We start from the raw sequence: 11,464 nt of genomic DNA, 5'->3' as shown, positions 1-11,464 counted from the left end.
CGCTCACTCCCCCTCGATCCGTCGCAGCTGATCGTTCGCTCGGTGCCGGTCGTCCGAAGACGCCGTCGAACGCCCGTACCTGACCTTCCTGAACAGGTCGGTCACCTCGCGAGCGACAGCCGGATCGATCCCTGCGTCGACGGCTGCACGCCGCCACTCCGTGGGCGTTCGACAACGTGGATTGTCGACATTTAGCTCCGTGGTCATGGCCACCCAGGCCCGTGACACCTCGTCCGTCGGGTCGGCGGGCGGCCACTCGCGGCCCGCGTCGGTGTGTCGTGGCGTCGCGCCCGCCTCGTACCGCCACCCGTCCAGCGCGGACGCACCCCATTTGACCACCATCCGAACCAGCGAGACGCCGCTCGAATCCGGAAGTCGGTGCCCAGCGAGAGCCAGGAGGACCGCACCCAAACCGAGCGCAAGCAAGACCAATACGTTCGGGTACAGGAACTCGAGCACCGCGACGACGATCTCGGTCATATCGCCAGTGCCGGCAGGGACCGCTGGCTCCGTCAACTCGATGCCAAACAACTCGAACAACGCGGCCAGGAGCATAAACAGCATCCCGAACAGCGAGACACCCGAGTCGGGTCCCTCAGCAGAGGGCGGCTCGTACGGCGACGAGATCGACACCGCTTCGAGCGCTGACCCGGCGATCCCCAGCGAGAGAATCGAAAGCAGCGTCGCCGCCAGCAGCAGGACCCGTCCGTGTCGCATTCGTCTGTAAGTATTAGCCACCACAATCGTATAAAAATATGTCGTGGCCGTATGCTATGAGAACGGTCGACATCACTGCGTCGAAGGTGGAGCACCCTCTCGATCGAGCCTGGACGCTACGTGGACCAGCGAATCGGGGCGATCACGCCGGACGGACTATCGTGACTCCGGAACCGTCGTCCGCTTTGTCTCGACAGACCGAGAACACATCCTCTGGTACACTGCTAATCGATCGCCGCGGTGGGGCCGAATAACAGCACCTTTCACCGCGCCGGTTCGACGGTGACCCATGCAGGTCAGAGACCGGGAGCGACTCGATGGCGGTCGGGAGCGACTGACCGTCGTCCCGGAGAACGTCGACGACCTCTGGCACCTCCAGTACGTTCTGGAACCCGGCGACCGCGTCGCCGGCGATACGACCCGGCGGATCCAGCGCAACGACGACAAGATGCGCGATACGGGCGGCGAACGCGAGCCCATGTGGGTCGCGCTGGCGGTCGAGGACATCGAGTTCCACCGCTTTGCGAACCGGCTGCGCGTCGGCGGCGAGATCGTCGCCTGCTCCCGCGAGGATCAACTGGGGTTTCAGCATACACTGAACGTCGAAGAGCGCGACGAGCTCTCGATCGAGAAGTACTGGAAACCCGATCAGGAGCGGCGCCTCGAAGAGGCCGAGGAAGCGACCGAGAACCCCGACGTCGCCATCGCCACGGTCGAGGAAGGCCGGGCGCACGTCCACAGCGTCGCCCAGTACGGCACCGAAGAACGCGCGACGATCACCGGCTCCACGGGAAAGAACGAAGACGCGCAGGATCGCACGGCGCTCTTCTCGGAGTTGACCGACGTCCTCCGCCGGCTCGACGTGGACGCGATCATCCTCGCCGGGCCCGGCTTCACCAAGCAGGACGCCTACAAGTACGTCGAAGACGAGGCGCCCGACGTCGCCGAACTGATCACGATGGTCGACACGGCGAGCGTCGGCGACCGTGGCGTCCACGAGGTGCTCAAACGCGGCGCCGTGGCAGACGTCCAGCAGGAGACCCGGATCGAGACCGAGGCCGAGGCGATCGACGAACTGACCCGCCGGATCGCCGAGGGAGCCAAGGCCGCCTACGGACCCGACGAAGTCGAAAAAGCGGCCGAGTTCGGTGCGGTCGAGCGACTGCTGATTCTCGACGACCGCCTCCGAAAAGAGCGCGGCCCCGACGGCGAGTGGGCCGTCGACATCGACGGCCTCGTCCGGACGGCCGAACAGAAAGGCGGCGAAGTGACCGTGTTCTCGAGCGAGTTCCCGCCGGGCCAGCAACTCTCGAATCTCGGCGGGATCGCGGCGTTACTTCGCTATCGGATCGAGTGAGGGCCGACTGGCGGGAGCCGATCAGGATTCGATCGTCACTCGCTGGAGATCCTCGGCGAACCTGACGTCGCCATCGAAGTGTTCGGCGATCGATCGACGCATCTCCTCGTGGCGCCCCTGCGTGTGCGGGTACAGGTGCGTGAGGTAGAGTCGGCCGATCTCCACGCCCGAAAGTGTCTTCCCAAGTGAGTCCGGCGTCGGGTGGTTCGACACGTCGACGTCGTCGGGAAACGAACAGTCGTGAGCCAGGATCGCACAGCCGTCGGCGAAGTTCGCGAGGCCAGCGAAGGCTTCGCTGTCGCCGGCGAAGGTAAAGCGGTCGTCGAACCGGTAGGCCAGACAGGGTACCGAGTGGCGCGTCTCGTAGGAGGTGACGTCGAATCCGGCGACGGTAAACTCGTCGTCCGGGACCACCTCGCGGATCTGGAGCTCGAGGCGGCCGTCCAGATACTCGAACACGGAGAGGAGGTCGTCCACCAGCGCCTTCGTTCCTTGCGGGCCGACGATCTCCAGGTGCTCCTCGCCCGCGAGCCAGCGGGCCTTCATCAAGGGGAGGAGGTCGGCGACGTGATCCAGATGGTGATGTGTCAGAAGGACCGTCGACACGGCCTCGTAGCCCACGCCAGACTGTTCCAGCCGCTGTAACACGCCGGCTCCACAGTCGATCAGGACGGTCCTGTCGTCCTCCTGGACGAGAATCCCCGTCTGGTACCGATCGCCCGTGGGCATGGCGGCACCGGTTCCGAGGAAGGTCACCTGCATACGCGGACGTGGGCGTGGACCGAGGAAAAACGTTGCGACGACGCGGGTTTCGACCGGGAACGATGCGGCAATCGGGGGACGTGAACGTCATCGATGGACGGCAGCCAACACCGACACCCGACTCGCAGACCCGCATCGGATTCTCTTCGAGACCACGAGTGGTCCGGCGGCCCGCGTGCGACACGACGAAGTCCCAGCGACCGGCTATTCCACGTCGACGTTGTCTAGCCCGTCGGTCTCCGGTTCGAGTTCCTCGGTCGGGTTCTGTGCGACGGCCGTCCCCAGCGAGCCGATACCGCCGTTTTCGCCCCCGATCCAGCTAACGCTCCCGTCGGGTTCGAGAAAGCCGAATCGGCCACCATCGTCGTCGTCGATCACGAGGACGCCGGCGAAGAAGCCGTCTTCCCCTTCAGCGATCGTCGCCTCGTAGCCCTGGTCCGCCAGTTGGTCACGATACCGCTCGAGCCGCGTCTCGAGGTCGGCTCGATCACTCATCGTCAGCGTCTCGAAGTACGTTCCAAGGTTCCCTGTCATCTATCTAGGTGTCATCAGTTGCGTCGGTTTCTGACGGCGGCCGGTCGTCGGCCGCCGCATTCTCCGCCGATTCGAGTTCCGCGAGTAACGCGTCGGCTTCGTCGAGCCAACGAGCGGTGCGATCCGGCGAAACGGACCGCGAGTCCGTACTCACCGACTCTGCGATTTCGGACGGGTCCGTCTCGACGAGTTGCTCTAGCGTATCGATGCCGTGTTCTCGCAGACGCCCACCGATCGTCGGGCCGATATCGTCGACGAACTCGATCGGTTGGCCACCCGAAAGGACGGTAATCATGCCGCGAGCCTGTTCGATCCAGTCGTTCGCACGGCCAGGAGAGACGGTCGCCCCTTCCGAGCTGACGATGGTGGCGAGCTCTTCTGGCGTGTGGGCGACCAGATCGACGACCGTCTCGATGCCCGCGTCAGCGAGGTCGTTCGAAAATTGGATGCCGATACCGTGGACGGCATCGACCGAGAGACCGCCAGCGTCCCGTAACTCGTCACCGGCAGCCACGTCGTCGCCAGGTTTTCGAGGAACGGATCGGCCCGGCCCGGTTCCGGCTCCGAGAATGTCCTCGTAGTCGAGCTCGTCGAAGTCGTCGATGTCGACGAGGTCGAACAGATCGACGGTGAACGCGAGTCCGGATTCATCACCGTCGCGGGAGCCAGTGATGTAGATCTCCATGCCGCGCTCGGTCTCCTCGGCTTCGAGTCCAACGTCGAGAGTCACGTCGGCGTTCGCCGCGTGGTAGACGGGGACGGCTCCGTCCTTCGGGATCGCGCCATTCTCTACGAGTTTCAGGTAGCGTTCGCGGCCGTGTTGTAACGCCTGTAGTTCCGCTTCGGAGAACGAATCGTACAGCGCCGTCAGAAACCGTTTGAGTTCGGTCATTCGGCCGAGTCCTCCCCGCCTCGCACGTCGTCGAGGCGGCGTTCGATAGCTTGTCGGGCGGTCTTTCGGTCGTGGTTCTCGCGTTCGGCCGCCAACATCGCCCGGAGCGTGGACGCATCGTCGATGTCGTCGATCGCCGTTTGCAGTTCGGAGACGGTGAACGCCGATGGATCCGGGGTCGACAGACCGTCCCGGGGTCCGTCGTCGGTACCCGGTGCGCTAGCGGGGCCGCCACTATCGGAGTGCCCCTCGGTAGCGGACAGCGTCGCCGTTCGCTCCTCGTCGAGCCGGTCGGACGTCGCAGTCTGTGTCACCCGGTCGAGGACGTCCATTCCCGCAGACTGGTTCTGCAGTTCGGCGACCATCCTGACGTTCAGATCGTACGTCGAACGGGTCTTTCGATCCATCGTGGTCTCCCGATCCGACGGCGTGACGCGCAGTCGCGGCGGTCGATAGGGGACCATCGCGGGACTGGCTGCCGCTGGCTCGTTCTCTACCGTCTCGACCTCGGTGATCTTCGCGGAGAACTCCTCTTCGATCTGGTGGATCACCAGATTGGGCAGCGAGAGAAAGAGCAAGAGCGGGATCTCGATCTCTCTGGCCACTCGACGCGTACCGCCCGCCGGATCGGATTCGGTCGTCGTGTACCCGAATGTCACGGTGACCAGTTGTCCGTCCTCGTCGTAGCCATACTCGCGGAGTAGTGCGACAGATTCCGTCTGCGCCTCGACGCTCGCGTCGATGGCCGCGATCAGCGGCCCCGAGAACAGCGACGAGAGGGGCAGGTTCTGTAATTCGTCAGTCACCGATGATCACATCCGAGTCCCATTATGTGTCGTCGGTATCGCCGTTGGAGACCTCGTCTTCGGACGTTTCAGTGATCGTCTGTTCGAGAACGTCGAGCAGTCGAGTGACCCCCTGCGGAGATTCGATCGAGCCGGCCTCGATGTGGACGGATTGATCGTAGCTGCGTTCGATCTTCTGCTGTCGCTTATCGGTCTTCTGGTAGCTCGCCCCGACGTTGAAGCCGATGATCCCGCCGACGAGGCCGCCGACGCTGCCACCACCGCCACCTTCCTCCTCGACCTGTCGCATGTGCGTCGAGTTGAGCGAGACGTTGAAGTCGACGGTGACATTGTCGACCTCGAAGTACGGCACGTGGAGTAACAACAGGAGCGGGATCTTCATCTCGAACTCCTGGGTCTCGACGGTTCCCTGCTCGTTCGTCGCCTGTTTCTTGTAATGGAAGTTGACGTACACCGGTTCGCGCTGGGCGTTGAACGAGCCGAAACTATCGGTCTCCGTGAAACCGACATCCTGAATGAACGCCGCCGCCGTCTCGGACGCTTCGGCGTTCGCCTCGACGGCCGCGTTGAGCGGCGCGCCGAGGATCTTGCTATACGGAATGTTACCGAGTTCGTTCGGGAAGTCTGGGTCTGACATTGCGTCCCAGCGAAAGTGAGAACGAGATGATGATAAATACTTCCACCCAATTATTGATTTTAATAAATTAAAAACCAAGAAGGACCTTGGAGGGTTTTCAAAGGCACATGGCCATTCAACCATATAATATGTGGTTATTGCGGCCCAGAATTTCAGTTAGTAGATTGGCAACAGCGGCAGGTTCGCATCGACCCACGGAACGTCAAGCCCGCACATATTCACTTTCACTCCGCCGACCCAACCCTCTTTGGCGCTCGCGTCCCAGGATACCCCGATGGAACCCGCCGAGTCGGTCGACTTCCACGAGCGCCTGTCGCTCGACGCCGACGCGGACATCGCCGACCGCGACGTCCTGGACCTGTTCGAACCCGCGGTCCAGGAGTGGTGGATCCGCGAGTTCGGCGAATACGTTCCCGAGAACGACGGCTTCTTTACACCGCCCCAGCGCGGAGCGATTCCGAAGATCCACGACGGGACTAACACGCTCGTGTGCGCGCCGACGGGGTCTGGGAAGACGTTGGCCAGTTTCAGTGCGATCATCAACGAGCTCTTTTGCCGTGATCGCGAGCAGGATGACGGACTGGCAAATTCGGTCTACTGTCTGTACGTCTCACCGCTGAAGTCGCTTGCCAACGACATCCACCGTAATCTCACCCGGCCGCTCTCCGGAATCGAGTCGATCATCGAGGAACGCGGCGACGACGTCGGCGAGATTCGCCACGCGATCCGCCACGGCGACACGCCTTCGAGCGAGCGTCAGAAAATGCTGGACGAGACGCCACACGTCCTCAACACGACGCCCGAGACGCTCGCCATCCTGCTCAATTCGCCGAAATTCCGCGAGAAGCTCCGGACCGTCGAGTACGTCGTCGTCGACGAGATCCACTCGCTGGCGGAGGGCAAACGCGGCACGCACCTCTCCGTGAGTTTGGAACGCCTCGAAGCGATGGCCGAGGGCGACATCACGCGGATCGGCTGTTCGGCGACGATCGACCCGCTCGAAGACGTCGCCGAGTTTCTCGTCGGCCGGGAGTATCCTGCGGACCCCGACGAATCGTCTCAGGCGACATCGAGCGGTACCAGTGATGCTTCCGACACCGACGACGAATCCTGTGACACAGCCGACGCGCCCCTGGAACCCGCCGGCCAGCCCCGCGACTACGAAATCGTCGACGCCAGGTTCGCCCGCGACTTCGACCTCGAACTCGAGTGTCCGACGGACGACCTGATCAACACGCGCCGCGACATCGTCCAGGACCAGTTCTACCGGCGACTACACGACCTGATCGGGGACCACACCAACACGCTCGTGTTCACGAACACCCGGTCGGGCGCAGAACGGGTGCTCCACGAGTTACGCGAACGGTTTTCGGACGACGGCGAACCCGGCGCTGGCACCAACACGGATGCGACGGCCGAGGCTGCAGCGCCTGACACACCCGGGGCCGGCTACGACGAGTCGAACTCCGCCTGTCACCACGGCAGCCTCTCGAAGGAGGTCCGACAGGACGTCGAGGAGAAGTTGAAGTCGGGCGAGCTAGACGTCGTTACCTCCTCGACCTCCCTCGAACTCGGGATCGACATGCCCCACGTCGACCTCGTCGTGCAGGTCGGCTCCCCGAAGAGCGTCGCGGCGTTGCTCCAGCGCGTCGGGCGAGCCGGTCACCGCGTGGGCCAGACCGTCACCGGCCGCGTGATCGCGCTCGACCGCGACGAACTCGTCGAGTGCGCGGTCATGCTCGCGAGGGCCGAAGAGGGCTTCGTCGACTCCGTATCGATCCCGGAAAACGCCCACGACGTAGCCGCCCAACACGTCTACGGGATGGCCATCGCCGAGGTTCGACCCGAACGCGAGGTGAAAGCCATCCTCCGTCGAGCCTACCCGTTCCGCGAGTACGACGCCAAGCGCTACGAACGGCTGATTCGGTACCTCACCGCCGACTACGCCGGCCTCGAGGATCGCAACGTCTACGCCAAGATCTGGCGCGACGAGAACGATCCGCCCGACGGCGAGCACCACTACGAGGACCACCCAGTCGGCGAGACGTTGATCGGCAAGCGCGGTCGCCTCGCGCGAGTGATCTACATGACGAACATCGGGACGATCCCCGACTCCTTTACCTGCAGCGTCCACACCCGCGCGAGCGACGAGTGGGTCGGCCAACTCGACGAGGACTACCTCGACACCCTGGAGAAGGGTGACGTCTTCGTCCTCGGCGGCAACCACTTCGAGTACCGCTACCGCCGCGGGTCGAAGGTATACGTCGACCACACTCATGCGAGACCGACGGTGCCCTCCTGGTACTCCGAACGACTCCCGCTCTCGACGGACCTCGGTCGTGAAATCATCGACTTCCAGCGGGAACTCCTGTCGCACTACGAGGCTGGCGGCGCCGCCCGGGTCCGGGCCTGGCTCAGGGAGTTTCCGCTCGACGACAACAGCGTCCGGGCGCTCGCGCGCCTGTACGACCACCAGTGCCAGTACGGCGGGATCGAGAGCGTCTCGACTGACGATCGACTCGCGATCGAGGTCGAACGCAATCGCGATGAGTACGAACGTCACTACTACGTCCACTCCAACTACGGCCGGCAGGTCAACGACGGTCTCTCGCGATTACTCGCCTACCACTGCGCCCAGGAGGCGACCGCCAACGTTCGGGTCGCGGTCGCGGACAACGGCTTCGTCCTGTCGATGCCGTTGAACCGCAAGGTCGACGTCCCCGGAATCCTCGCCGACCTCGATCCCGATGCCGTCCGCGAGGATCTGCGATCCGCCCTCTCCGGGACCGACCTCCTCCAGCGATACTTCCGGATCAATGCCACGCGCTCGCTGATGATCCTCAAACGCTACAAGGGGTACGAGAAGTCCGCCAGCGAACAGCAGGTCTCGAGCGAGATGTTGCTCGGTTTCGCGGAGGGCCTCGAAGACTTCGCCGTCGTCGAAGAGACCTACCGCGAGATACTGGAAGACAAACTCGCGGTCGACGAGATCGAATCCATCGTCGGCGCCATCGCGACCGACGACCTGACCGTCGAACGGGCGCTGTTCGACTCGCCGACGCCCCGAGCGTTCGGCCTCGCGACGCTCTCGGCCAGCGACGTCGTCCTCGCCGAAGACGAGAGCGCGGCGCTCCAGTCGTTCCACGACCGCGTGCTCGCCGAGATCGACGACTCGTCACCGACCGGCGTCGTGACTGACGATTGAGACGCAGAAGGCGGGACACGGAAGCGGTGGCCCAGTAGGCAGCGTTGAGGTACGTTGCCGGCGTCCGTAGATAGACACCCGGAACGTTGCCGGCGTCCGGGGGTAGACTCCCAGTACGTTGCCGGCGCCAACAGGTCTTTGCGCTTAGTTCACCCACGACCGCTATGAGCGACTCCAGCGAGACGAGTGTCGACATCCCGTACGATGGCAGCGACGACGCGTTCGAGACGGTCAGCGAGAACCGGGTTCGGCTCGCAGAGACGGATCTCGGCGGCGTCGTCTTCTACGGCGAGTACGTCACCTACCAGGACGCGGCCGTCGCGGCCTACCGCCGGCAACTCGGCTACGGCGGCGAGTACGTCCGTGAGCCAGACCTGACGACGCGCGTCGTCGCGACCGAACTCGAGTACTATGCCTCGGCACGGTTCGAAGACGTCCTGGAGAACGAAGTGCGCGTCAGTCGAATCGGGCGAACGAGCGTGACCTACGACCACCGCATCCGTCGAAAGGCGGACGGCGAACTGCTCGCCGAGGGGACGGTCACGCAGGTCGTCGTCGATACAGAGACCGCCGAGTCCGCACCGGTCCCGGCGGAGATGCGCCAGGCCATCGTCGACCGGCAGTCGTCCTGATGGCAGTCGGCTGACCGGCCATAGAGGGGCTCGTTTCAGCGACTCGTCTTTCGACCACGCTCGTGCCGCGAGCGACAGCTACAAGCCCCGAGTCGTTCCAGTCTCGTCCATGCCCGGGAAGGTAGGTCCCGACGAGCTGGCCGAACACGTCTTCGAGCGTTCCGGTGCCCACGACGATCGCGTCAGGCAGGGCCCGGGATTCGGCGAAGACGCCGCGGCGATCGACGTTCCTGCGGGGACGCTCGTCGTAAGTTCCGATCCGATCTCGCTCGCCGCCAGTCAGGCCGGCCGGCTCGGCGTCGCCGTCGCCACCAACGACGTGGCCGCCTCCGGCGCCGACCCGGCGTGGCTCACGGCCGTCTGTCTCCTCCCGACCGACGCCCCCGAGACGCTCGCGACCGTCACCGGTGACTTAGACGACGCAGCTCGCGAACTCGGCGTGTCGATCGTCGGCGGCCACACCGAGTACGTCGACGCGCTCACCAGACCCACGCTCTCGTTGACGGCAATGGGCTTTGCCGATCCGTTCGTGCCGACGGGCGGCGCGACGATCGGCAACCGCGTCGTCATCGCGGGCCCCGCCGGCCTCGAAGGAACAGCGATCCTGGCGAGCGACTTCGCCGACTCGCTGGCCGTCCCCCCAGCGACCATCGAGGCGGCGACGGCGTTCTTCGAGGAGATATCGGTCGTGCCCGCCGCTCGCCTCCTCAGAGATCGGGCGACAGCCATGCACGATCCCACCGAAGGTGGCGTCCTCGCCGGGCTCGTCGAACTCGCCGGTGCCTCGGGCGTCGAACTCACGATCGAGCGTGAGGCGATTCCCGTCCGCGCGGAGACCGAGACGCTCTGTGCAGCAGCCGACGTCGATCCGCTCCGCATCTTCGGCTCCGGGGCGCTCCTCGCGACCGTCCCTGACGAGGACGCCGACGATGCGGTCGCCGCGCTCGATGAGGCGGGAATCCAGGCGGCGAGTATCGGATCCGTGACTGGCGACGATCGTTCGGGACGCCTCACGCTCGACGACGAGGAGATCACCGGACCGATCGCCGACGATCTCTATCCGCTGTGGGCCGAGGCGGACGAGCGGACCGAGTCCTGATTCGAGTCGCCGAAACACCTACGGATCGAGCGCCGACTCACCGTTCGATACGGAACGAACGTTCTTGGGTCGCACCCTCCTCCGAACATTCGAACGACGGCGTTCGCCTCGAAGATCGGATCCGTGTCGGTATCGGCCCTGATTTGCGCGTGGCGATTCCGGCTGGACGGCCGGTCCCGGGCGAGCGCACGAACGAGGGACACACTCAGATGATATCGAGCGGCGATTTCGACCCGCAAACTGACGACGAGCGAGCGATCTCGCCGGCGATCGGGTTCGCGCTGGCACTGATCGTCACGGTCGTCCTCGCCGTCGGCGTGGGCGTCCTCGTCGGGACGATCACGGAGGATCCGGAACCCGACGCCGACTTCGAGTGGCGTGAGTCCGGAGAGGGAATGGACCGACAGGTCACGCTCGAACACACCGGCGGCGACGTGATCGACGGGGGCGAGTTGACACTCAAGGCGGCCGGCATCCGCGGCTTCGACGGCAATACGTCGCTGGCCGACTGGGGAACGATCAGGAACGGCAGTACGCTCACCGTCGGCTTCGTCGCCGACGCCGACGTGGCCACCAGGCAGCCGTACCGATCCGACGTCCAGCTCGAAGGTCGCTCTATCGACGGGACCGATAGCGAAACCGGCGTCGACGTACTGGCGGTCGCCGTCGAAGGAACCCCGCTGGAACAGGGGACGGTCCTGGCCAGTTCGATGCGTGATGGGGAAATCGTCGACGTCACCGCGACCGACCTCCGGTCGCTGGAACTCGTCTGGGACGGGTCGTGGGGAGAGACGACACTCGACGAACACCTCGTCGAATAAGA

General features: G+C 64.5%; 11 protein-coding genes. 5 read left to right on the top strand and 6 right to left on the bottom strand.

Annotation, left to right across the window (positions count from 1 at the left end):
- Nucleotides 1–3: 3 nt before the first annotated feature.
- Nucleotides 4–717: a DUF4129 domain-containing protein gene (locus C479_RS14360; protein ID WP_007704062.1), complete on the bottom strand. Its 714-nt coding sequence runs from the start codon at nt 715–717 to the stop codon at nt 4–6.
- 289 nt (nt 718–1,006) lie between these two features.
- On the opposite strand from C479_RS14360, the gene C479_RS14355 reads away from it, so the two are divergent.
- Nucleotides 1,007–2,074, top strand: a complete 1,068-nt coding sequence (locus C479_RS14355; protein WP_007704060.1) for an mRNA surveillance protein pelota — start codon at nt 1,007–1,009, stop codon at nt 2,072–2,074.
- Between the two features lie 21 nt (nt 2,075–2,095).
- Here C479_RS14355 and C479_RS14350 read toward each other — a convergent pair whose 3' ends face one another.
- The 5 genes from C479_RS14350 to C479_RS14330 form a co-directional block, all read right to left on the bottom strand.
- The gene (locus tag C479_RS14350; protein ID WP_007704057.1) at nt 2,096–2,836 is read right to left on the bottom strand and encodes an MBL fold metallo-hydrolase; all 741 of its coding nucleotides are present in this window, start codon (nt 2,834–2,836) and stop codon (nt 2,096–2,098) included.
- Nucleotides 2,837–3,040: 204 nt separating this feature from the next.
- Complete coding sequence (locus C479_RS14345) at nt 3,041–3,370, bottom strand: hypothetical protein (protein ID WP_007704054.1); 330 nt, start codon at nt 3,368–3,370, stop codon at nt 3,041–3,043.
- A gap of 4 nt (nt 3,371–3,374) precedes the next feature.
- Entirely contained in the window at nt 3,375–4,262 is an 888-nt protein-coding gene (locus C479_RS14340; RefSeq protein WP_007704053.1) for a helix-hairpin-helix domain-containing protein, read from the bottom strand.
- Nucleotides 4,259–5,068, bottom strand: coding sequence for a DUF2589 domain-containing protein (locus C479_RS14335; RefSeq protein WP_007704050.1), 810 nt, complete (start codon nt 5,066–5,068; stop codon nt 4,259–4,261). Before C479_RS14335 ends, C479_RS14340 begins: the two co-directional genes overlap by 4 nt.
- Nucleotides 5,069–5,090: 22 nt before the next feature.
- Nucleotides 5,091–5,705, bottom strand: coding sequence for a DUF2589 domain-containing protein (locus C479_RS14330; RefSeq protein ID WP_007704047.1), 615 nt, complete (start codon nt 5,703–5,705; stop codon nt 5,091–5,093).
- A 274-nt stretch (nt 5,706–5,979) separates the two neighbouring features.
- On the opposite strand from C479_RS14330, the gene C479_RS14325 reads away from it, so the two are divergent.
- The 4 genes from C479_RS14325 (at nt 5,980) to C479_RS14310 (ending at nt 11,462) form a co-directional block, all read left to right on the top strand.
- Nucleotides 5,980–8,910 (top strand): ATP-dependent helicase, encoded by a 2,931-nt coding sequence (locus C479_RS14325; protein ID WP_007704046.1) that lies wholly within the window; start codon nt 5,980–5,982, stop codon nt 8,908–8,910.
- 164 nt (nt 8,911–9,074) lie between these two features.
- Nucleotides 9,075–9,542 carry an acyl-CoA thioesterase gene (locus tag C479_RS14320; protein WP_007704044.1) on the top strand — a complete coding sequence of 156 codons (468 nt, stop codon included), beginning with the start codon at nt 9,075–9,077 and terminating at the stop codon, nt 9,540–9,542.
- 109 nt (nt 9,543–9,651) lie between these two features.
- Nucleotides 9,652–10,641, top strand: a complete 990-nt coding sequence (locus tag C479_RS14315; RefSeq protein ID WP_007704043.1) for an AIR synthase family protein — start codon at nt 9,652–9,654, stop codon at nt 10,639–10,641.
- A 209-nt stretch (nt 10,642–10,850) separates the two neighbouring features.
- Nucleotides 10,851–11,462: a type IV pilin gene (locus tag C479_RS14310; protein ID WP_241430197.1), complete on the top strand. Its 612-nt coding sequence runs from the start codon at nt 10,851–10,853 to the stop codon at nt 11,460–11,462.
- Nucleotides 11,463–11,464 lie beyond the last annotated feature (2 nt).

The organism is Halovivax asiaticus JCM 14624 (genome assembly GCF_000337515.1).
GTDB classification, from domain to species: domain Archaea; phylum Halobacteriota; class Halobacteria; order Halobacteriales; family Natrialbaceae; genus Halovivax; species Halovivax asiaticus.
Note: the sequence above shows the minus strand (reverse complement) of the source record. Positions and strands in the feature narration are given on the sequence as shown.

Coding starts and splice junctions, on each gene's coding strand:
- C479_RS14325 (WP_007704046.1), top strand. CDS start 5,980: ATGGAACCCGCCGAGTCGGTCGACTTCCACGAGCGCCTGTCGCTCGAC.
- C479_RS14345 (WP_007704054.1), bottom strand. CDS start 3,370: ATGACAGGGAACCTTGGAACGTACTTCGAGACGCTGACGATGAGTGAT.
- C479_RS14320 (WP_007704044.1), top strand. CDS start 9,075: ATGAGCGACTCCAGCGAGACGAGTGTCGACATCCCGTACGATGGCAGC.
- C479_RS14340 (WP_007704053.1), bottom strand. CDS start 4,262: ATGACCGAACTCAAACGGTTTCTGACGGCGCTGTACGATTCGTTCTCC.
- C479_RS14330 (WP_007704047.1), bottom strand. CDS start 5,705: ATGTCAGACCCAGACTTCCCGAACGAACTCGGTAACATTCCGTATAGC.
- C479_RS14310 (WP_241430197.1), top strand. CDS start 10,851: ATGATATCGAGCGGCGATTTCGACCCGCAAACTGACGACGAGCGAGCG.
- C479_RS14355 (WP_007704060.1), top strand. CDS start 1,007: ATGCAGGTCAGAGACCGGGAGCGACTCGATGGCGGTCGGGAGCGACTG.
- C479_RS14315 (WP_007704043.1), top strand. CDS start 9,652: ATGCCCGGGAAGGTAGGTCCCGACGAGCTGGCCGAACACGTCTTCGAG.
- C479_RS14360 (WP_007704062.1), bottom strand. CDS start 717: ATGCGACACGGACGGGTCCTGCTGCTGGCGGCGACGCTGCTTTCGATT.
- C479_RS14350 (WP_007704057.1), bottom strand. CDS start 2,836: ATGCAGGTGACCTTCCTCGGAACCGGTGCCGCCATGCCCACGGGCGAT.